This is a genomic window from Micromonospora radicis (assembly GCF_003583405.1).
Lineage (GTDB): Bacteria > Actinomycetota > Actinomycetes > Mycobacteriales > Micromonosporaceae > Micromonospora > Micromonospora radicis.
This window is the reverse complement of the sequence record NZ_QXEC01000040.1, coordinates 1-21762: the sequence shown is the minus strand read 5'-3', so window position 1 is coordinate 21762 and position 21762 is coordinate 1. Positions and strand designations below refer to the sequence as shown.

Genomic DNA, 21762 nt, shown 5'->3' with positions numbered 1-21762 from the left:
GCGCACCATCATGACCGAACCGTTCCCGGACCCGTTCGCCGACCGGCCGGACTGGGCACCCCAGCCACCCCGTCCGATCGAGATCGTCCCGGCCGCCGGCCGCGTCGAGTTGCGCGGCCATCGGGTGCTGGTCGGGCTGCCCGGCCTCGGCTGGCGGGGCGACCTGCGGGCCGACGAGCGGGTGGTGCAGAACAGCCGTACCTACGTGCCGGTCATTCCCGAACACGACTGGTACCGGGCCGAGTCCGAACAGGTAGAGGTCTTCGCCCCGTTGGTGCCCGTCGAACGGGTCTGGGTCGAGACGGTCGGCGCGAAGACCACCGCCCCCGTCCCGGACGGGGGCGGATTGCGGCTCGTCTCCTTGGACGCGCCGGCGCACCGGCCGCCGACACCGGTCTTCGAGGCGGACTCGGCCGTCGGTCGGCGAGTGGTCCACATGGTCGACTCCGTCGAACAGCGCGACCTGCGCGCGGTCACCGAGACCTACTCGGGCGCCGAGGGCGACATCTGCGTACGGGTGACTCCGGAGGTCGAGTGGTATCGCTGGGCCTGGCGTGGCCAGTCACCCACCACTCTGGAAGTCCCCGTGCACATGCTGTGGTTGGAGTAGTGCGAGTCGCGCAATGGTCTAGACCTGCGGTTTTGCAGAGCAGACGCGCCAGTCTGAGTCCAGGTGCGTGTTGAAGATCCACGTCTGGCGGTCCGCCTGCCGGATTCCATCGACAAGCGCCGAAATCGTGAGATCCAGTTGCACAGCAGCATCTCTGCCATCTGGATACATCTTGAGTGTTCCCCAGGTGACCGACATGCGCGTATCGAATCGCCCTTCACGGGCTATCAGATCGTCTCGAAGGAGCCGGAGCTGTTCGAGGTCCGGGCCTCCTTCGCAGACAAAGAGGTCGGCGCGTACATCGTTGCGGTCCACGAAGAACGCACGAAGGTAGTTGTCCACCACGACATCTGGAGCGCTGCGGTCGGGGGTGGTGGCGCGGTCGTAGACGAGGTAGCCGACCACGCCGCCGCCCAGACACAGGGCCGCGAGCGCTCCGGCGACCACCGTCAGTACCCTGCGGATCCGACGGCGGGGCCGCTGCGGTGCTGGTGCGACCGCAGGCGGCGCCAGCTCCTCTGGCGGGGTCCGTTGCGCCGGTACGCGGGAGACCTGGGAACCGGCGGGGGGCGGCACTGATTCCACCCCTTGAGGCTATCGGCTGGAAGCGGCGGACCCAATGCCCCAGATTCAGCAGATCGTGACGGATCGCTGCCGACCGGTGAGATCCACGACAACACCGGCGCAGCGCCGTCGCGCATCCCAGAGGTACGTCGGTCGCTGGGTTACCGTCGTGTCTGCCCGGCGAGTGGGTGCCGACCTCGGGCGGAGGGGGTGGACACGGTGGCCGGTCCGAAGGCACGGACGATCCGTGCCGCCGCGCTGCACCGCCGGGCCGCCGCGACGGTCGCCGCGGCGGCCGCGGTCCTCGATGACACCCGTCCCGCCCCAGCCGACCAGCGTCGCCAGTATGCGCTGGCCGAACGGCTGCGTACCGCGGCGGCGGTCCTGGCGCCGGGCTGGGCTGGCAGTGCGCTGGACGAGGTCGCGCCGGACACCCGGGCCGCGGACGGCCCGCCGCCGTTCGTCCGGGTCGGCACCGCCGCTCCGCTGGACGATGCCCGCTTCCCGGCTCTGGTCCCGCTGCTCGGCTCCGGTCACCTGACGGTGGACGTCGACGCGCGCGATCCACGGGTAACCGGGTTGCTGCGGGCGGTGTTGCTGCGGTTGGTGGCGGCGACGCCAGCCGGGACGTTGTTGGTGCGGGCGGTGGACGCGACCGGTGCGGTGTTGACGCCGTTCGGGCCGCTCGGCGATGCCGGGTTGCTGTCCCCGCCGGCCACCGAGACCGCCGGGCTGCGTGCCGTGTTGGCCGAGGCGGAGCGGTGGGTGGCGCCGGAGTCCGCTGGCTCCCGGCGGCCCGACCGGTCGCTGTTGCTGGTGGTCGCCGCGCTGCCGGAGCGGACCGGTGAGAGCGAGTTGGCACGAATCGAGTCGCTCGCCGAGCAGGGTCCGGCGGCCGCCCTGCACCTGGTGGTCGCGGGCTGGCCACCGTCGGGGCGTGCCCCGCTGTCCCGGGCCACGCCGATGACGATGCGGACGGCCTACGCGTTGCTGGGCAGTCCACCCGGTGCCGCCTTCAGCACGGCCGGCGTCGGTGACGGGTTGAACCCTCCGGTCTTCGTCGAGCCGGATCCACCGACCGAGTTGGTCGACTCCGTGTGCCGGCGGCTTGCCGCGCAGGTCGAGGCCGGCAGCCGGTTGTCCCTGTCCGCGCTGTTGCCGCCGGTCGAGGAGGAGTTGTGGACGGCGAGCGCGACGGAGGGGATGAGCACCACGGTCGGTGACGCGGGCGGTCGGCCGGTGCCGCTCGGCTTCGCCGAGTTGACGCCGCACTGGCTGGTCAGCGGCAGGTCCCGGGCCTGCCGGTCGACGTTCCTGACCGCCGCGCTGCTCGGCCTCGTCGCCCGGTACGGTCCGGACGAACTGTCGCTGTACCTGGTCGACCTGGGCGCGGGCGAGTCGTTCGCGGAGTTCCTGCAGACCGAACGGGATCGGTCCTGGATCCCGCAGGTCCGCGCCGCGGCGATGGCCGCCGACCGGGAGTATCTGCTCGACCTGTTCGACCAGCTGACTGTCGAGGTGCACCGGCGCGCGGAGGCATCCTCCCGGGCCGGTGGGCAGCGCTTCGGTGAGCTGCGGCAGCATCGCCCGCTGCCGCGGATCGTCTGCGTGGTGGAGAATCTGCCGCTGCTCTTCGCCGAGCGGGACCGGCTGGCGGCCGAGGCCGCCGTCCGGCTGGACGCCCTGACTCGGACGGGCCGGGCGTACGGCGTGCAGTTGGTCCTGGCCGGCGAGGGTGACCTGGGTCTGGGCGGCCGTTCCGACGGCGGGCAGCGGGATTCGCTGCTCGGCCAGTTCCCGGTACGGGTGGCGCTGCCCGGTGGCGGGGCGGTGCTGGCGCCGGCCAACGACTCGGCGGCCGGGCTGCCGGTGGGCGGGGCGGTGGTGAACACCGCGGGCGGCCTGGGTGGGCCGCGGGGCGCGATCCGGGGTCACGAGCGGATGGTCCGGTTCCCTGACCCGCAGGACGAGCCGGAGACCGTGGAGCGGTGGCGGCATCGCCTCTGGACGGCCCGTCCGGAGGGTTCCGGGCCACCGGTGGTCTTCGCCGGCTATGCCCGGCCTCTGTTGGGCAACGATCCCCGTTACCGGGCGGCGCTCGCCGGGCAGGCGCTGACGCCGGCCGCGCTGCTGGGTCGGGCGGTGGATGTGGCGAGGAGCACGGCGGCGGTGCCGTTCGGCCCGGCGGCCGGGCGTAACCTCGCGGTGCTCGGTCCCCGGCCGGAGGGGACGAGGCTGCTGACGATGGCGGCCCGGAGCACGGCGGCGCACCATGGCGACGGTTCGGCGCGGTTCGTGATCGCCTGCCCCGACGGCGAGGCCCGACCGGCGGCCGACGCGCTCGCTGCCGAACTGGCCGCACGGCACCCCGTCGAGGCGGTCGACCTGGCCGGGCTGCTCGCGGTGGTGGAGGCCGGGGAACCGGCGTACCTGGTGGTGTTCGGGCTGGACGTGGCGTCGCCGGAGCATCTTCCGCCGGCCCGGCTGCGGATGTTGTTGCGCGACGGGCCACCGGCCGGTCAGCACCTGCTCGGCTGGTGGCGTACGGTGCCGTCGTTCGCGGCGTTGATCGGCCCGGAGGAGACGGTCGACAAGCTGACCGCAGTGGCGGTCGCGGGCGTGCCGGGCGCCCAGCTCACACCGGTCTTCGGCCGGGCGGTGGAGTGGCGGCCGCGCCCGGACCGGGTGGTGCTGTGGGACGGTCCGGATGAGCGGGGGGTCGTGCTGGTGCCGTACGACGAGGACGGGGAACCGGCATGACGGTCGAGTCGACAACGGTGGGACGTCCCGGGCGGCAACGGACGGGCGGCGTGTCGTCGGCTCCGGCGGTGGATCCGGTGCCGGGCGCGTGGGCGGAGTATCTGGCCGCCGCCCGGCAGCTCGACGGGGTACGCCGCGACGCGGCGACGGCGGCGGGTGAGCAGGCTCGTACGGTGCAGGCGGCGCGGGACGAGCTGGCTGCCGTACGCACCCGGTTGGCGGCCCAGCAGGCGCAGCTACGTGAGCTGGGCGTGCCCCCGATCTCGCTGGTGCCGACGCCACCGGAGTTGAGCGAGGCGACCAGGTCGATGTCGGGCGGCCCGGGGCTGGTGTTGACGGCTCTGCGCCAGGCGCGGCGGTGGGCGCAGGCGGTCGACGACACGCTCGCCGCGCGTGGCCTGTCACGGGTGGCGCACTGGTCGCCCCGGCCGCGCAACCTGCTGGTCTACGGCCCGTTGGGGTTGTTCGTGCCGTTGTTGCTGGTCGCGCTGCACCTGGCCACCGGTACCGGCCCGGTGACCATCGGCGCGCTGGTGTTGGCCCTGCCGGCACCGGCGGTCGCGTTCGGCGTGGGTTGGCTCGCGGTGGGTCGGCTGTTCCCGCCGCAACCCGGTACGCGCGTGGACCGTACTCCCCGGTTCGGCGCGCTGACCTGCCTGATCCCGGCGGTGGTGGCCACCGCCGGGATCGTGCTGTCGATGCTGGCCGCCTGACCGGCGGCCGCCAGCGGGCACTCAGCCGTCCCATGGCCCCGGCCCGGTCCGGCCGGGCCGGGTGGCTCGGCGTCAGCGGGGGATGATCAGTGCCATCGCCTCGGCGCGGGACTTGGCGTCCCGCTGGAGAGTGCCCCGCACCGCCGAGGTGATCGTCTTGGCGCCCGACTTCTGGATGCCGCGCATGGCCATGCACATGTGCTCGCACTCCAGCACGACGACCACGCCGCGCGGCGCGAGCCGATCCATCAGCAGGTCGGCGACCTGGGAGGTGAGTCGCTCCTGCACCTGCGGGCGGCGGGCGAAGACCTCGACCAGCCGGGCCAACTTGGACAGGCCGGTGATCCGTCCGTCGGGGCCGGGGATGTACCCGATGTGGGCGCTGCCCCGGAACGGCAGGAGGTGGTGCTCGCAGAGGCTCATCACGTCGATGTCCCGGACGAGTACCAGTTCCTCGTGGTTGGCCTCGAAGGTGGTGGTGAGCACGGTGGCCGGGTCGACCCGCAGGCCGGCGAAGAGTTCGGCGTACGCGCGGGCCACCCGGGCCGGGGTCTGTTGGAGACCGTCGCGGTCGGGGTCCTCGCCGACCGCGATGAGGATCTCCCGGACCGCCTTCTCGATGCGGCCGAGGTCCATGGTCTCCTCGACGGGTCGCCCGGTCAGCCGACCGTTGATCAGCCGGGCGGCGATGTAGTCGAGGTTGTCGTCGGGCTCGGTTGCGGAGGCGGCCAGCCCCCGTTGCGGGGAGCTGGCCGCCGGGTCGTCGGTGTTCAGTGCGAACCGTCCGAGTTGTTCGAGTTGACGCCACCGACGGTGGCCTGCGCGCCGTCGGCCTCGGCCTGCACCTTGAGCGCGTCCTTCTCGGCCGGGGTGAGCACCGGCGGCTCGGTGGAGGGCCGGCGCTTGCCGAAGCCGTTGTACGGCGCCATCGGCGGACGCTTCACCACCCGGGCGCAGATCCGGGCCATGTCGGCGGTGGAGAGGGTCTCCTTCTCCATCAGCTCGAGCACGATGTTGTCCAGGACGTCCCGGTACTCGACCAGGATCTCCCAGGCCTCGTCGTGGGCCAGCTCGATCAGTGCCCGCATCTCGCCGTCGATCTCGGCGGCGACCGCGTCGGAGTAGTCCCGCTCGTGCCCCATGTTGCGGCCGAGGAACGGCTCGTCGCCGCTGGTGCCGTACTTGATGGCGCCGAGCTTGGAGCTCATCCCGTACTGGGTGATCATCGCGCGGGCCAGTTGGGTGGCCTTCTCGATGTCGTTGCCGGCACCGGTGGTGGGCTCGTGGAAGACGAGTTCCTCGGCGGCCCGCCCGCCCAGCGCGTACGCCAGGGTGTCGATCATCTCGGCGCGGGTCTGGGTGTACTTGTCCTCGGTGGGCAGCACCAGGGTGTGCCCCAGCGACCGGCCGCGCGACAGGATCGTCACCTTGTGCACCGGTGCGGCGTGCGGCAGCGCCCAGGCGACCAGCGCGTGCCCACCCTCGTGGTACGCGGTGATCTTCTTCTCCTGGTCGCTCATCACCCGGGTACGCCGCTGCGGCCCGGCGATGACCCGGTCGATCGACTCCTCCAGCGACTCGTTGCTGATCGCCCGCTGGTCCTTGCGCGCGGTCAGCAGGGCCGCCTCGTTGATCACGTTGGCCAGGTCGGCACCGCTGAAGCCGGGGGTCCGCTTGGCCACCGAGTCGAGGTCGACGTCCGGGGTGAACGGCTTGCCCTTGGCGTGCACCCGCAGGATGGCCTTGCGGCCCTCCATGTCGGGGGCGTCCACCGGGATCTGCCGGTCGAACCGGCCCGGGCGCAGCAGCGCCGGGTCGAGGATGTCCGGCCGGTTGGTGGCCGCGATCAGGATGACGCCGCCCTTGACGTCGAAGCCGTCCATCTCGACCAGCAGCTGGTTGAGGGTCTGCTCACGCTCGTCGTGCCCGCCGCCCATGCCGGCGCCGCGGTGCCGGCCGACGGCGTCGATCTCGTCGACGAAGACGATCGCCGGGGCGTTCGCCTTGGCCTGCTCGAACAGGTCGCGGACCCGGCTGGCGCCGACACCGACGAACATCTCGACGAAGTCGGAGCCGGAGATCGAGTAGAACGGCACGCCGGCCTCACCGGCGACCGCCCGGGCGAGCAGGGTCTTACCGGTACCGGGCGGACCGAAGAGGAGTACGCCCTTCGGGATCTTCGCGCCGAGCGCCTGGTACTTGCCCGGGTTCTGCAGGAAGTCCTTGATCTCGTGCAGTTCCTCGACGGCTTCCTCGGCCCCGGCGACGTCCGCGAAGGTGGTCTTCGGCGTGTCCTTGGTGATCATCTTGGCCTTGGACTTGCCGAAGTTGAGCACCCGGGAGCCGCCGCCCTGCATCTGCGACATGAAGAAGAGCAGCAGCAGCACGAGCAGGACGATGGGAAGCAGGTTGACCAGCAGGCTGACCCAGATGCTGTCGGACGACACCTCGGTGTCGGCCGGACCGGTCACCCGGTTGTTGGCCTTGGCGTCGAGGACCTGGTTCCAGACCTCGTTGCCGACCTCGTACGGGAACTGGGCCTCGATCAGCTTGGTGGTGGTATTGCCGAACTCGGCCTCCTCGGCGAGATCGAGCTGGATCGTCTGTTCCTTGTCCTGGAACACGACCTTCTCGATGCCGCCCTTGTTGAGCTGGTCGAGCGCGACTGAGGTGTCCACCCGGTGGTAGCTGGGACCAGCGGTGAACAACTGACTGAGCACGACGGCGCCGAGGATGACCAGGATGACCCAGAACACCGGTCGGCGGAAGAAACGCGTACGTTCCATGCTGTTGTCGAGCGCCGAGACGCCCGCATCCTCCTGATCGACGTCCTGACCGACTGTGGGTGTCGCCGCCGTGGCGGCTGCCGGAGCCGCCGTGCGGGCCGGCCTCGACCCCGAGGCGCGATTGCCGCGCCACGGTCATTCGACGGTACACCGTGCGCGACGGATGTGAGCTGGCGAGCCCAGCACTTACGCGGACGGCGAACCGGGTGTCGACCGGCGTGGCCGGGAGCGAGCCTCCCTGCCACCGCGGAAAAGGTAGCCCGATCAGCTGAACGTCGGCTGAACGTCGACGGGCCGACGCAGTGGGCGCGGGGGTCAGGAGCGGGCGTAGACCTCGGGCTTGAGCACGCCGACGTAGGGCAGCTCGCGGTAACGCTCAGCGAAGTCGAGACCGTATCCGACGACGAACTCGGTCGGGATGTCGAAGCCGACGTACTTGACCGGCACGGTCACCTTGACCGCGTCCGGCTTGCGGAACAGCGCGACCACCTCGACGCTGGCCGCGGACCGGGACTCCAGGTAGCGCAGCAGCCAGGAGAGGGTCAGCCCGGAGTCGACGATGTCCTCCACCACGATGACGTGCCGGCCGGCGATGTCCCGGTCGAGGTCCTTGAGGATGCGGACCACTCCGGAGGAGGTGGTGCCCTGCCCGTACGAGGAGATGGCCATGAAGTCCAGCTCGGCGGGCGGACCCTGGCGGCCCAGCGCGCGGGCGAAGTCGGCCATGAACATGACCGCCCCCTTGAGCACGCAGACGAGCAACAGCCCGTCGGTGACGTGGGCGTAGTCCGCGGAGACCTGCTTGGCCAGTTCCGCGGTCTTCTCGCGGATCTGCGCCTCGGAAATGATCACGTGGTCGATGTCGGCGTCGTACCAGGAGCCGTCAGCCATGACCCCTAGCCTGCCGTACGCCGTGGCCGGGCCGTCGGCGGGGCCGCCTCTTTGGGGGCGACCCCGCCGGGATCTTTACGGCGAAGCGGATGAATCATCTCGTCAGGGGTGGGATTGCCAACGGCGGCCACCGTCGGACGGCTTCCAGTCGGCCGAGTCGCGGCTGTCCACGGTCAGCCCGAGGGCCGACGCGGAGCCGAGGAAGAGCAGGAAGAGCAGGAGGAACAACAACTCCATGGCGGCGCTCACTTTCACCCGATTTCTGGTGCTCTGTCGCCGCCGGTGCGCACCGGACGACATCAGTGTGCGCGGGTTGCCAGGGCCCCGGAAGTGGCAGGATTGCCAGCCAGGCTCGATTTCCTGCCACCCCTACGGTTACCCTCGTCACATGCTGCGTTCGGTCGCCGTACTCGTGCTGGACGGTGTCGCCCCCTTCGAGCTGGGCGTGCTCGCGGAGGTGTTCGGCACCGACCGGACCGCCGACGGGCTGCCCGGCTACCGCTTCGACGTGTGCAGCCCGCAGGGCGTCACGGTGCGCACCTCCGCCGGTTTCCACCTGGTGCCCAACGCCGACCTCGGTCCGATCGAGGAGGCGGACCTGGTGGCCGTCCCGGCGCACGACCCCGGCACCACGACGACCCGCGAGGTGCACGACGCGCTCCGCCGTGCCGCCGACCGGGGGGCGTACCTGTTCAGTGTGTGCGCCGGGGCGTACCTGCTGGGCGAAGCGGGGCTGCTCGACGGCCGGGAGTGCACCACCCACTGGCGACACGTCGACGAGCTGCAACGCCGGCACCCGGACGCCCGGGTCCGCTGCAACTCGCTCTACGTGCAGGACGGCCGGTTGCTCACCAGCGCGGGCACCGCGGCCGGCATCGACGCCTGCCTACACCTGGTACGCCAGGAACACGGTTCGGCCACCGCCACCCGGCTGGCCCGCCGCATGGTGGTGCCGCCGCACCGCGACGGCGGGCAGTCCCAGTACGTCGAGGCACCCATCCCGAAGGCGCCGCAGGCCCCGACCCTGGAGCCGATCCTGGAGTGGCTGATGGTGCGGCTCGACCAGCAGATCACCGTCGACGAGCTGGCGGCCCAGGCCGGCATGGCACCACGCACGTTCGCCCGCCGGTTCCGCGCCGAGACCGGCACCACCCCGCACGACTGGCTGACCAACCAGCGGATCCTGCTGGCCCGCCAGCTACTGGAGGAGACCGGGTTGACCGTGGAGGCGGTGGCCGACCGGGCCGGCTTCGGCGACGCCGCCGCCCTGCGCCACCACTTCACCCGCCGGGTCGGCGCCACCCCGCACGCCTACCGCCTCACGTTCCGGGATCGGGTGCCGGCCGGCTGACCTCCACCGACGACAGCCGGTCGGCTCGGCGGACCACCGCCAACCCACCCGGCAGGTACGCCGCGCCCTGGCCCCGCCAGGCGGTGATCAGCGCGTCGAGCGCCGCGACATGCCGGTACGACAGTGCGGCCGGAGCGGACCCCAACTCCTGCGCCCAGGCCCGCAGCACCCGGCCACGCACCGCGGCGGCCAGGTCGGCCAGGGCCTTGACCGCCAGGCCGCCGTCGGGGTGCCGCGCCGCGAGCAGCGCCTCGGCGGCCAACCCGTCCAGTACGGCGTTGTCCGCCGCCACCAGCCGGGCGGTCCGGGCCAGGTTGTCCAGCACGCCCGGCCCGAGCGCACGGACCAGCACCGGCAACACGTCGGCCCGGACCCGGGATCGGGCGTACGCGGGATCCCGGTTGTGCGGGTCCTCCCACGGGGTCAGCCCGAGCGCCGCGCACGCGGCGCGGGTCTGCTCGCGGTCGATCTCCAGCAGCGGTCGCACCAGCGGTACTCCGGCCAGGTCCCGGCGTGGCGGCATGCCGGCCAGTCCGCGCGGTCCGGCGCCCCGGGCCAGCGCGAGCAGCACCGTCTCGGCCTGGTCGTCGCGGGTGTGCCCGGTCAGCAGCGCGGCCGCGCGGTGCCGCACGGCGATCTCGACGAGCGCCTGGTAGCGGGCCTCGCGGGCGGCCGCCTCAGGCCCCCCGGGCCGCCCGGCGACCTCGACCCGGGCCACCTCCACGGGCGCCAGACCGGCCTGCTCGGCCCACCGGGCCACCGCCTCGGCCCGCTGCGCCGACCCGGGTTGCAGCCCGTGGTCGACGGTCACCAGGCCGGCGATGCGGCCCGCCCGGGACGCCACGAACCCGGTGGCGGCGGCCAGCGCGAGGGAGTCGGCCCCGCCGGAGCAGGCCACCAGCACCGGCCCGGGCGCCGGCAGCTCGGCCAGCGCGCGGCGGACCGCGACCCGGATCGCAGCGACCGCCGGGGAGATCGGGGCCATCGGGTGTCAGACTCAGTCGCCGGGCGGGACCGGGCCGACCGGCCCGTGCACCCGCGCCACCCAGGCGTCCGGCTCGCTCAGCTCGGAGAGCCGGGGCAGGGTCAACGGCGACTCGAAGATCCGGTTGAAGCCGGCCATGCCGACCCGGTCGACCACCGCGTGTACGAACTTGCGGCCCTCCGCGTACTGCCGCATCTTGACGTCGATGCCGATCAGCCGGCGGACGGCCTTCTCCACCGGGTTGCCGGCCTCCCGGCGCCGGTTGAACCCGGCACGGATCCGCTCGACGCTCGGGATCACCCGCGGGCCGACGCCGTCCATCACGAACTCGGCGTGCCCCTCCAGCAGGGTCATCAGCGCGGTCAGCCGGTCCAGTACCGCGCGCTGCCCCGGCGTCTGCACGATGTCCAGCACGCTGGCCCGGCTCTCCGGGTTGCGGACCACGTCGGCGAGGGTGCCCACGCTGCGGCGCAGCCGCTCCAGCAGTTGCTCACCGCCCTGCGACGCGTCGACGAACGCCTGCACCTCACCGAGGAAGTACGCCCGCATCCACGGCACGGCGGTGAACTGCGTACGGTGCGTCACCTCGTGCAGGCAGACCCAGAGCCGGAAGTCCCGCGGGTCGGCGCCGAGCTTGCGCTCCACCTCGACGATGTTCGGTGCGACCAGGAGCAGTTGGCCCGGGTCGGCGGAGAAGACCTCGTACTGGCCGAGCACCCGACCGGACAGGTACGCCAGCACGGTGCCCGCCTGCACCCCGGTGACCCGGGAACCGACCGCCTCGGTCAGCGCTCCGGGCTGTTTGTCCTTGCCGAGCCGACCGACCAGCGGAGTGATCACCGCACGCAGGCCGGCGATGTTGGTGGCGGCCCAGTCGCGCCGGTCCACCACCCGCACCGGCGGGTGCGCCACCTGCGAGGTCAGTCCGGTGAAGTCAGCGACGTGCCCGGCTGCCTCGTCGGTCAGCCTACGCAGCTCGGCGACCACCTCGGTCGCCTCGTCGTACGACACCCGAGGGCCCGACTTACCCAGTGCCCCCGCGGTCGCGACGGCCAGATCCCAGTCCACGAACTGCGCCATGCAACCCACCGTACCCGCGCCGCGACACCCGGCCCGGGCTCGCCGGCCGCTCAGTGGCAGCCGCAGGTGGCCAGAGCCGCCGCGATCCGGTCGAGGGCCACCCGCGCCGGTTCCATTCCGCTCGGTGGCACGTCGTCGGTGAGCACAGCGAAGGTGAGCAGTCTTCCCTCGGCCGTCATCACCACTCCCGCGATGGCGTGCACCCTGGTCAGGGTGCCGGTCTTGGCGCGGACCACACCGGCACCGGCGGCCGTGCCGGGGGCGGATCCGTACCGGTCGCGCAGCGTCCCCGACCAGCCGGCGACCGGCAGCCCGCCGAAGATGCCGCCGAGTTCGGGGCGGTCCGGGCTGGCCGCGAGCGCCAGCAGTTCGGTGAGCAGGGCGGGACTGATCCGGTTCTTCCGGGACAGTCCGCTGCCGTCGGCGAGGATCAGGCCGGCGCCCGGCAGGCCCAGTTCGGACACCACGTCGGCCATCGCCGAGGCGGCCCCGGCGAACGAGGCCGGTGCGCCGCGGGCGAGGGCGACCTGGCGGGCCAGTGCCTCGGCGACGATGTTGTCGCTCTCGCTGATCATGATGTCGACCAGGCGGATCAGCGGCGGTGACTCGACCACGCCCAGTTCGGTACCGGGCTCGACGGTGCCGCCCGGCGCTCCGGTCGCCTCGACCGGAGCCTCGGGCGCGGTGCCCTTGCGCACGGCGGCGTCGGTCAGGCCGAACAGGCGGGCGAGGGCGCGGCCCGCGGTGAGGTCCGGCTGGGGCACCCGCTCGGCCCAGCCGGAGCCGGCCTTGGGATCCTTGCGCGCGCCGTCCAGCATCAGCGCGGTGATCGCGCCGCCGTAGCCGCCGGTGGGGATGTCGTCGTCCCAGCCGGGGCCGTACACCGGGCCCTGGTAGCCCGAGGAGTCGACGAGGACCCGGGTCGGCGCGACCCCGCCCAGGGCGGTACGCACCTGCGTGGCGAGATCCGCCAGGCTGGCCGCACCGGGATAGAAGCCCTTCGCCTCCGCCGCCAGGGTCGGGTCACCGGCGCCGACGATCACCACCTCGCCCGGCGCCGCGCCGGCCACCACCCGGGTCGGGATCCGGTAGCCGGGGCCTCGGGCGGTCAGCACCGTCACCGCGGTCAGCAGCTTCGTCACCGACGCCGGCACGGTGCCTTCGCCGCCGCCCCGGTCGAACAGGTACTGCCCGGTCAGGGCGTCGGCCACCGCCAGGTTGACCCGGCCGCCGAGGGCGGTGTCGGCGAGCAGCGGACCGAGGACGGTCCGCAGCCCGTCGGTGCTGGGCAGCGGCGCGCCGATGTCGGTGGCGGCGAGCACGGCGACCGGCGACGGTTCGGCCGTCGGCTCGGCGGTGGTCGCGGCAGGGCCGCCCAGCCATCGGTCCACCGGGCCGGGACGCACCACGACCAGGCCCACCGCGACCAGCACCAGCACCAGCAGCGCGGCGAGAACCAAGGGCAGCCGCCGACGGGTCGACGGCCGGGACGGTGCGGCAGCGGGTGGTGCGGCACCGGCGGGCGGGATCGTCGACCGCTCGGGCGCGCGGGTGGTCCCCTGGCCCGGCTCCGGGCCGGTGCCAGTGGTCAGGTTCTGGGTCTGTTCGGCCGGGTCCGGCACTGGCGTGCCGGAGGCGGCGCCGGTCGGGGCGGGACTGGTCGGCGCGGCCGGTTGCGGCCGGAGGAGCTGGGCGTCCGGTACCGGCACCCGCCCGGCTGCCGGTTTCGCGGAGGGTTGGCCGGATGCACCGCCGGACGTACCGTCAGAACGGTAGTGTGAATCTTCCCTCCCCACGACCCCCTCCTCCCCCACCCGGAACCGGCCTGGGTGACACTACTTCGGTCCGAAGACTATGCGGCGGCCGGAGTCGGTGGGTGAGCATTCGCCTGTCCGGGGTGCGGTCGCCGGTTCCGTCAAGCCAGCGTGGGCCAACGAGGGAGCGTGCAGATGGATTTCGACGTCACGGTTGAGATCCCCAAGGGTCACCGCAACAAGTACGAGGTGGACCACGTGACCGGCCGGATCCGGCTGGACCGCACCCTCTTCACCTCCACGCAGTACCCGGCCGACTACGGCTTCATCGAGGGCACCCTGGGCGAGGACGGCGACCCGTTGGACGCCCTGGTGCTCGTGCCCGAGCCGACCTTTCCGGGCTGCCTGATCCGCTGCCGCACCATCGGCATGTTCCGGATGACGGACGAGAAGGGCGGCGACGACAAGGTCCTCTGCGTGCCCTACGAGGACCCGCGGCAGGAGCACCTGCGCGACATCCACCACCTCGGCGAGTTCGACCGGCTGGAGATCCAACACTTCTTCGAGGTCTACAAGGACCTGGAGCCGGGCAAGTCGGTCGAGGGCGCGACCTGGGTCGGTCGGATCGAGGCCGAGGCCGAGATCCAGGCGTCGTACCGGCGGGCCCGGGAGGCCGCCGAGCGCGGCGAGTCCACCCACTGACCGAACTGCGACGAGGCGCGTCCGAGGGGTCCTCAGCCGAGCAACCCCCGGGCGCGTTCGTACAGGTCGAGCACGGCGCAGGCGATCGGCACCACGGAGACCACCAGCGCCGTGTCGGCGAGGTCGGCGACCCGTCCGACGTACGGGGAGACCGGCCGCCGGGCGTACGTGGTGCCGGCGGCCACCACCAGCAGGGCGGTCAGCAACCCGCCGACCACCAGTGCCAGTCGACCGGCGCCGTCGGCCGCGCCGGCGAGGGCCACGCCGAGGACCGCGTACCCGGCCAGGCCGGCCAGTACGGGTGGCAGCCGGTGGCGTACCGCCACGAAGATCCGGCCGCGGAGCAGCAGCACCGCCGAGGTGACCGCGACGAGCAGCCGACCGGCGTCGCCACCGGCGCCGCTGAGGAGCACCGCAGCGGCCACGAACAGCAGGCCGTGCCCGAGCAGCATTCCGGTCAGCATCTCCTCGGTGCGGGCCACCGCCGCGTACACCCGGCCCCGGTCCGGCAGGTCGCGCGGCCGGTCCGCACCGTCGGCGCCGCCGCCGGGCAGGGTGATCGGTGGTAGCGGCACCTTGCCCAGCCGGATGGCCAGCAGCGGGATCGCCCCGATCGCGAAGGCCAGCACGCAGGTCAGTACGGCCGCGGCCCCGGCCGGGCTGAGCAGCAGGCCGCCGAGCGCCGCCGGCACCCCGGCGGCGCCGACGACGACGCCGGCCACGAACACCCGCAGTCGGGTGGCGACCCCGAGCAACCCGAGCACCGAGGCCAGCAGCAACGCCATCGAGCCGGCCAGCAGTTCGGGGGCACCGAGCCAGCGCAGCGGGCCGAACGGGTTCACCGGGTCGCCCGAGCTGACCGCGAGCGCGCCGGCCGTCGCCGCGTACGGCAGCGCGTAGCCGGCGAGGGCGGCACCGGCCGGACCGTCCCCCTGTGCCCGGGACAGCACCGTGCCCGCCAGCACGAGCAGCACCGCCACCAGGGTCGCGGCCGGCACACCGTACGGTCGGCCCGGCCCGGCGACGACCAGGGCGGCCAGCCCGACGGCGAGCGGTACGGCGGCCCCGCCCAGCGCCGCGGTCCGGGTGGCGGCGGGCGACCACGCGCCGCCGCGCCGCCGGGCACCGTCGGCGATGGCCTCCACCACGTCGTCGTACTCCAGTTCGGGCCACTCGACACGGGCGGGCACCAGGTGCAGCACATCACCGTCGCGGACGCCCTGGGCGAGCAGCGCCTGGCCGGTCACCAGTGCGCTGCCGTCCGCCCGCCGCAGCAGCCATCCGCCGTGCCGTTCGCCGTCGTCGGCCAGCCCCTCACCGGCATGCCGCAGCACCTCGGGCAGCAGTTCGGCGAGCGGCACCTGCTCCGGCAGGGCCACGTCCACCCGGCGGTGGGGAGCGCTGACGGTGACCCGGGCCAGCCCGACTGTCATCGACCGACCTCCATGGTGAGCGAGGGTGACGGCTGCGCGAACGAGAGGACTTTACCTACGATGAGCCAGGCTCGGGTTACCGAGCGCGGTCAGGAGGGTCGCGTGTCCAGTGTGGTCATCCGGCGACCGCCCCGGCGGCCGGCACCGCAGATCCCGGCCGGTGAGCTGCCGGTGGATGCGCCGCCGGAGATCCCCGCCGCCGGTGGCGGGCGCTGGCAGCAGATGCTGATGGTGCTGCCGATGCTCGGCGGCACGGTCGCGATGGCGATGATGTTCGGCCGGGGCGGCGGCGCCTACTCGTACGTGGTCGGCGGCATGTTCGGCCTCTCCTCGTTGGCCATGCTGGTGACCTCCTGGGGCAGCGCCTCCGGCAGCCCCAAGAAGTCGGAGATGATGGCGGCCCGCCGGGAGTACCTGCGGCACCTGGCGACGTTGCGTCGGCAGGTCCGGCAGACCGCGGCGCGGCAACGGGCCGGGCTGTGCTATCGGCACCCGGAACCGGCGCTGCTCTGGTCGACGGTGGACAGCCACCGGGTCTGGGAGCGGCGCCCAACCGATCCGGACTTCGCCGTGGTGCGGGTCGGCGTCGGCCCGCAGACCCTGGCCACCCCACTGATCCCACCGGTGACCCGCCCACTGGAGGAGCTGGAGCCGATGACGGCGGGGGCACTGCGTCGCTTCCTGGACGCGTACTCGGTGGTGCCGGACCTACCGGTGGCCCTGTCGCTGCGCAGCTTCGCGCGGGTCTTCGTCCGCGACACCCAGACCGGTGGCACCCCCACCGTCAGCGCCGGTCCGCTGCCCGCGCAGGCGTTGACCCGGGCGCTGCTCACCCAGCTCGCGGTCTTCCACGCCCCGGACGAGCTGCTCGTCGCCGTCTGCGCCGGACCGGAACGGCGGGCCGCCTGGGAGTGGGTCAAGTGGCTGCCGCACGCCCAGCACCCGACCCGCCGCGACGCCCTCGGCCCGGTACGGCTGGTGACCAGTTCGGCGGTGGAACTGGAACGCCTCCTCGACGAGGTGCTGGCCAGCCGGTCGCGGTTCAGCCCGGCCGGGCCCGCCACGGACGGACCGCACCTGGTCGTGGTGTTGGACGGCGGCGACCGCACCGGCGCCACCGAACTGGCCGCGGACGGTGGCATCGACGCGGTCACCGTGCTCGACCTGGACACGCCGCCGGCTCGGCTGCTCGACCGCTTCGCCCTGCTGCTGGAGGTGCGGGACGGCCGGCTGCGTTCGCACACGACCGACGGCCTCGCCGAGGTCGGCACCCCGGACGGATTGACGATCACCGAGGCCGAGGCGGTGGCCCGGCGGTTGGCGCCGTTACGACTGGCCGCGGCGCCCCGGGGCACCGAGTCCGCGCCCGGTGTGGAACCGGGCCTGCCGGAACTGCTCGGCATCGGCGACCCGGAGGGCTTCACCGCCGAGCAGGGCTGGGCAGCACGGTCGCCGCGGGAGCGGCTGCGGGTGCCGATCGGCGTCGGGGTGGACGGTGGTGCGATCGAGCTGGACCTCAAGGAGTCGGCCCAGGACGGCATGGGCCCGCACGGGCTGCTCATCGGCGCGACCGGCTCCGGCAAGTCCGAGCTGCTGCGTACGTTGGTGCTCGGGCTGGCCGCCACGCACTCCTCCGAGCAGCTCAACTTCGTACTTGTCGACTTCAAGGGTGGGGCGACCTTCGCCTCGTTCGACCGGCTGCCGCACACCGCCGCGGTGATCACCAACCTGGCCGACGCGCTGCCCCTGGTCGACCGGATGGTGGACGCGATCAACGGCGAACTGGTCCGCCGGCAGGAGCTGCTGCGCCGGGCCGGCAACTACGCCAGCCTGCGCGACTACGAGCGGGCCCGGGCGGCGGGAAGTCCGCTGGCGCCGCTGCCGTCGCTGCTGCTGGTCTGCGACGAGTTCTCCGAGCTGCTCTCGGCCAAGCCGGACTTCATCGACCTCTTCGTCCAGATCGGCCGGTTGGGCCGGTCGCTGGGGGTGCACCTGCTGCTGGCGAGCCAGCGACTGGAGGAGGGACGCCTGCGCGGGCTCGACACCCACCTGTCGTACCGGATCGGTCTGCGGACCTTCTCGTCGCTGGAGTCGCGCAGCGTGCTCGGGGTGCCCGACGCCCACGAGCTGCCCCGCTCGCCCGGGCACGGGTTCCTGCGCTTCGGCACCGAACCGCTGCTGCGGTTCAAGGCCGCGTACGTCTCCGGCCCGGTACGCCGACGCGGCGGGCAGACCGTCGTGGCCGGTCCGGGCCGGCCCCGGCTGCTCGCCTTCTCCACCCACTTCACGCCCGCGCCGCAGCCGCCGACACCACCCGTCGTCGAGCCGGACGAGGAGGGCGGCCGGGAGACCCTGCTGGACCTGCTGGTCGCCCGGCTCGCCGGGCAGGGGCCGCCGGCCCACCAGGTGTGGCTACCGCCGCTGCACAGCGCGCCCACCCTGGACGAGTTGGTCGGGCCGCTCTCGGTGCACCCGGCGCGTGGCCTGACCTTCGCCAGTCCGGAGCTGCACGGCGCGCTGCAGGTGCCGGTCGCGGTGGTCGACAAGCCGTACGAGCAGCGCCGCGACGTGCACTGGCTGACCCTGGACGGCGCGGCCGGTCACGTCGCGGTGGTCGGCGGTACGCAGAGCGGCAAGTCCACCGCGCTGCGGACGCTGATCTGCGCGTTGGCGCTGACCCACACGCCGCGCGAGGTGCAGATCTACTGTCTCGACTTCGGCGGTGGCGGGTTGGCTGCGGTGCGCGACCTGCCGCACGTCGGCGGGGTGACCGGCCGGTCCGACCCCACCGGCGTACGACGCACCGTCGGCGAGATGTCCACCCTGCTGGCGGAGCGGGAGCGGGCCTTCGCCGAACTCGGACTGGCCTCGGTGGCCGACTGGCGGCAGCGCCGGGCCGGCCGGTTGGCCGCCGAAGAAGCCGACGACGACCCGTTCGGCGACGTCTTCCTCGTCGTCGACGGGTGGACGACCCTGCGCGGCGAGTACGACGACCTGGAGCCGCTGATCACCGACCTGGCCACCCGCGGCCTGTCGTACGGACTGCACGTGGTGGCCACCGCGGTGCGTTGGCTGGACTTCCGGCCGGCGATCCGGGACCTGTTCGGCGCACGGCTGGAGTTGCGCCTCGGTGACCCGTCCGACTCGCTGGTCGCCCGACGCACGGCGGTCGACGTGCCGGAACAGACACCGGGGCGCGGGATCACCGCCGAGAGTCTGCACCTGCTCACCGCGCTGCCGCAGCTCACCGGAGCGGACGGCACCGACCTGGTGAAACAGGTCGGCGGGGCGTGGTCCGGGCCGCCGGCGCCCCGGGTGCGGCGGCTCCCGGCCGTACTGCCGTACGCCGAGCTGGACCTGGCCGCCGTCACCGGGCTGCGCCTCCCGGTCGGGATCGCCGAGGCGGACCTGCGCCCGGTGGTCGTCGACTTCGCCACCGAGCCGCACTTCCTGGTCTACGGCGACGCCGAGTGCGGCAAGTCGTCGTTCCTGCGGGCCCTGGCCACCTCGATCATCACCCGGTTCCCCCCGGAGCAGGCTCGGATCATCCTGGTCGACTACCGGCGCAGCCTGCTCGGCGCCATCGAGACCCCGCACCTGATCGGGTACGGCACCGCCGCCGCGCACGCCGCCGAGCTGATCGAGTCGGCCGCCGGCTACCTGCAGGGGCGGACTCCCGGCCCCGAGGTCACCCCGGCACAGTTGCGCGACCGGTCGTGGTGGTCCGGTCCCGAACTGTTCGTACTGGTCGACGACTACGACCTGGTGGCCGGCGGGCCGACCAACCCGCTGCGGGCGTTGGAGGAGCACCTGCCGCACGCCCGCGACGTCGGCCTGCACCTGGTCCTGGTCCGCCGGTGCGGCGGCGCCGCCCGGGCGCAGTACGAGCCGGTCGTGCAGCGGCTGCGCGAACTGTCCACCTCGGGCCTGGTGATGTCGGGCAACCCGGAGGAGGGTGCGCTGGTCGGTCCGGTCCGGCCGGGTCCACTGCCACCCGGACGCGGTCGGCTCTTCACCCGACGTGAGGGGGTACGGCTGGTCCAGTTGGCCCACCTGTCGCCACAGTGACGCCGAGTCCACGGAACGTCCCTACAACCGGGACGGAACCGGTAATCTCCGATCGTCATGTCTGCTGCGACGAACGGCTGAGAATGTGACCAGGGTGCGGCACAGCGGCGCGTCGGGTTCGTCCCGACGGTTCGCCAACCGGGCGCTGCTCGCGGCGGCGGCCACCGGGCTGTCCGCGCTCGTCGCGGTGGTGCCGGCCGCTGCCGTACCGGTCACACCCACGCTCGGCGTTCCGGTGGCGTACGCGCCCGGGGACGTGGCCGATCGCGCCGACCAGGTTCGCGACGAACAGTGGCAGCTGGACAAGCTCGGCGCGAAGGTCGCCTGGCGGACGTCGACCGGTCGGGGCGTGACGGTCGCGGTGATCGATTCCGGGGTGGACGGATCCCATCCGGACCTGGCCGGTCGGGTGCTGCCCGGGATCGACCTGGTGTCACCCGGCGGTACGAGCGAACCGGATCCGGTCGGCCACGGCACCACGGTGGCCGGCCTCATCGCCGGGCGCAACGACGACCGGCAGGGCGTGGTCGGGCTGGCCCCGGACGCCCGGATCCTGCCGGTGCGGGTGCTCGACGAGGAGAACCGCTACGACGACGCGCTGATCGTCGCCCAGGGCGTCCGGTGGGCGGTGGACAACGGCGCCCAGGTGATCAACCTGTCGCTCGGCGGCAGCGGTGACAGTCCCGCTCTGGCCGCCGCCATCGACTACGCCTTCGCCAGGGACGTGGTGGTCGTCGCCTGCACCGGCAACCTGGCCACCTCGCCCGACGCGAAGGTCTGGTACCCGGCCCGGGAGCCGGGTGTGATCGCCGTGTCCGGCCTGGAACGGGCCAGCAACAACCTGTGGAGCGGCGCGATCACGGGTCGGGCCACCATCCTCACCGCGCCCGCCAGCGGGCTCGTCGGCGCACGTCCGCCGAGCGGGTACTGGCGGGTGCAGGGCACCAGCTTCGCCGCGCCGCTGGTCGCCGCCACCGCCGCGCTGGTCCGGTCCCGCTATCCGAAGATGTCCGCCGGTGACGTGGTGAACCGGCTGCTGGTCACCGCCAAGGACATCGGCCCCACCGGCCGGGACGACCGGTTCGGCTACGGCCTGGTCGATCCGATCGCCGCGCTGACCGCCGACGTGCCACTGGTGTACCAGAACCCGCTGGACGACAACGACCCGCCGGGAATCAGCGGCTTCGGTCCGGCACCCGGCTCGGCACGCGGCACCGCCCAGGACACCGAACAGCTCGACCTGACCGGTTCGCAACAGGAGACCCGCTGGCGGGCTCGGGCCGCCGGTACGCCGGACGACGCCGCGTCGGCCCGGCTCTGGATCGGCTCGCTCGTCCTCGTCGCCCTGCTCACCAGCGCCGCGCTGATGGTGCGCCGGTTCCGGAGGGCACAGCGCTGACCGGCGCCGGAGGAATCCGATCGATGCCCGGTATCCAGCCCCGCCACGCGGGGTACCAGCATCGCCATGGGTAGCACCGGTCGACACGGCGGCGGCTCCTCGTCGGGGCGTACCCGGCGGGTGCCGTCGGCCGGTCCGTCGGCGCCGGGCCGCGCCCCCACCGCGGGCCTGCTGATGCTCGTGCCGTTCGCCCTGCTCGCCGGACTGGTGGTGGGCGACTGGCCGCCGTTGCGCCGGCTCGACACGGCGGTGACCAGTCAGCTGCACGGGTACGCGGTCGACCATCCCGGCTGGGTTGGGCTGCTCAGCGTCTGGACCGACGTCTTCGCGCCGATGCCGCTGCGCGCCGGGGCACTGGTCCTGGTGATCTGGCTGGTCCGCCGGGGTGAGCGGCGGCTCGCCGGCTGGGTCGCCACCACCATGGCCGTCGGCGGGCTGCTCGGGCCACTGCTCAAACTGCTCGTCGGCCGGACCCGACCGGAGCTACCCGACCCGGTGGCGTTGGCACCCGGCTCGGCCTTCCCCTCGGGGCACGCGCTGAACGCGATGCTCGCCGCCGGGGTGCTCGTGGTGGTCTTCCTGCCCCGGGCCGCCAGCCGGACCGCGGCCGGGAGCGAGGCCGAGGGCGGGAGCGAGGCCGAGGGCGGGAGCGAGGCCGAGGGCGGG

The 21762-nt window shown here is 73.3% G+C and carries 17 protein-coding genes; 8 read left to right on the top strand and 9 right to left on the bottom strand.

What is annotated here, in order from left to right:
- Window positions 1-10: 10 nt before the first annotated feature.
- On the top strand, window positions 11-610 hold the full coding sequence (locus D2L64_RS25530; RefSeq protein ID WP_119579751.1) for a hypothetical protein: 600 nt from the start codon (window positions 11-13) through the stop codon (window positions 608-610).
- A gap of 18 nt (window positions 611-628) precedes the next feature.
- Here D2L64_RS25530 and D2L64_RS25525 read toward each other — a convergent pair whose 3' ends face one another.
- Complete coding sequence (locus tag D2L64_RS25525) at window positions 629-1186, bottom strand: hypothetical protein (protein ID WP_119579750.1); 558 nt, start codon at window positions 1184-1186, stop codon at window positions 629-631.
- 198 nt (window positions 1187-1384) lie between these two features.
- Between D2L64_RS25525 and D2L64_RS25520 the strand changes: the two genes are divergently transcribed.
- A complete protein-coding gene (locus D2L64_RS25520; protein ID WP_119579749.1) occupies window positions 1385-3934 on the top strand; it encodes an FtsK/SpoIIIE domain-containing protein in 2550 nt (849 codons plus the stop codon).
- A gap of 50 nt (window positions 3935-3984) precedes the next feature.
- Entirely contained in the window at window positions 3985-4647 is a 663-nt protein-coding gene (locus tag D2L64_RS25515; RefSeq protein WP_233559144.1) for a hypothetical protein, read from the top strand.
- Window positions 4648-4719: 72 nt separating this feature from the next.
- Here D2L64_RS25515 and folE read toward each other — a convergent pair whose 3' ends face one another.
- From folE to D2L64_RS27415, 4 genes are all read right to left on the bottom strand, one after another.
- Window positions 4720-5379, bottom strand: a complete 660-nt coding sequence (gene folE, locus D2L64_RS25510) for a GTP cyclohydrolase I FolE (RefSeq protein ID WP_199714777.1) — start codon at window positions 5377-5379, stop codon at window positions 4720-4722.
- 38 nt (window positions 5380-5417) lie between these two features.
- Complete coding sequence (ftsH, locus tag D2L64_RS25505) at window positions 5418-7433, bottom strand: ATP-dependent zinc metalloprotease FtsH (protein WP_119579746.1); 2016 nt, start codon at window positions 7431-7433, stop codon at window positions 5418-5420.
- Between the two features lie 315 nt (window positions 7434-7748).
- Window positions 7749-8324 carry a hypoxanthine phosphoribosyltransferase gene (gene hpt / locus D2L64_RS25500; protein WP_119579745.1) on the bottom strand — a complete coding sequence of 192 codons (576 nt, stop codon included), beginning with the start codon at window positions 8322-8324 and terminating at the stop codon, window positions 7749-7751.
- 102 nt (window positions 8325-8426) lie between these two features.
- The gene (locus D2L64_RS27415) at window positions 8427-8579 is read right to left on the bottom strand and encodes a hypothetical protein (RefSeq protein ID WP_158603550.1); all 153 of its coding nucleotides are present in this window, start codon (window positions 8577-8579) and stop codon (window positions 8427-8429) included.
- 133 nt (window positions 8580-8712) lie between these two features.
- Between D2L64_RS27415 and D2L64_RS25495 the strand changes: the two genes are divergently transcribed.
- Window positions 8713-9675, top strand: coding sequence for a GlxA family transcriptional regulator (locus D2L64_RS25495; RefSeq protein ID WP_119579744.1), 963 nt, complete (start codon window positions 8713-8715; stop codon window positions 9673-9675).
- On the opposite strand, the gene tilS is transcribed toward D2L64_RS25495, so the two are convergent.
- The 3 genes from tilS to dacB are packed head-to-tail and all read right to left on the bottom strand — an operon-like array spanning window position 9644 to window position 13269.
- The gene (gene tilS / locus D2L64_RS25490; protein WP_119579743.1) at window positions 9644-10660 is read right to left on the bottom strand and encodes a tRNA lysidine(34) synthetase TilS; all 1017 of its coding nucleotides are present in this window, start codon (window positions 10658-10660) and stop codon (window positions 9644-9646) included. The two genes, D2L64_RS25495 and tilS, sit on opposite strands and share 32 nt — an antisense overlap.
- Before the next feature lie 12 nt (window positions 10661-10672).
- Window positions 10673-11740, bottom strand: a complete 1068-nt coding sequence (locus tag D2L64_RS25485) for a zinc-dependent metalloprotease (RefSeq protein ID WP_119579742.1) — start codon at window positions 11738-11740, stop codon at window positions 10673-10675.
- Window positions 11741-11790: 50 nt separating this feature from the next.
- Window positions 11791-13269 (bottom strand): D-alanyl-D-alanine carboxypeptidase/D-alanyl-D-alanine endopeptidase, encoded by a 1479-nt coding sequence (gene dacB / locus D2L64_RS25480; RefSeq protein ID WP_407663191.1) that lies wholly within the window; start codon window positions 13267-13269, stop codon window positions 11791-11793.
- A 420-nt stretch (window positions 13270-13689) separates the two neighbouring features.
- Between dacB and D2L64_RS25475 the strand changes: the two genes are divergently transcribed.
- A complete protein-coding gene (locus D2L64_RS25475; protein ID WP_119579760.1) occupies window positions 13690-14196 on the top strand; it encodes an inorganic diphosphatase in 507 nt (168 codons plus the stop codon).
- A 32-nt stretch (window positions 14197-14228) separates the two neighbouring features.
- On the opposite strand, the gene eccD is transcribed toward D2L64_RS25475, so the two are convergent.
- The gene (gene eccD, locus D2L64_RS25470) at window positions 14229-15629 is read right to left on the bottom strand and encodes a type VII secretion integral membrane protein EccD (protein ID WP_119579741.1); all 1401 of its coding nucleotides are present in this window, start codon (window positions 15627-15629) and stop codon (window positions 14229-14231) included.
- Between the two features lie 102 nt (window positions 15630-15731).
- On the opposite strand from eccD, the gene eccCa reads away from it, so the two are divergent.
- The 3 genes from eccCa to D2L64_RS25455 form a co-directional block, all read left to right on the top strand.
- On the top strand, window positions 15732-19697 hold the full coding sequence (gene eccCa, locus D2L64_RS25465; RefSeq protein WP_119579740.1) for a type VII secretion protein EccCa: 3966 nt from the start codon (window positions 15732-15734) through the stop codon (window positions 19695-19697).
- An 85-nt stretch (window positions 19698-19782) separates the two neighbouring features.
- Window positions 19783-21096: a type VII secretion-associated serine protease mycosin gene (gene mycP, locus D2L64_RS25460; RefSeq protein WP_407663190.1), complete on the top strand. Its 1314-nt coding sequence runs from the start codon at window positions 19783-19785 to the stop codon at window positions 21094-21096.
- A 174-nt stretch (window positions 21097-21270) separates the two neighbouring features.
- Window positions 21271-21762: phosphatase PAP2 family protein (locus D2L64_RS25455; RefSeq protein WP_325049931.1), on the top strand; the 492-nt coding region annotated here is incomplete at its 3' end.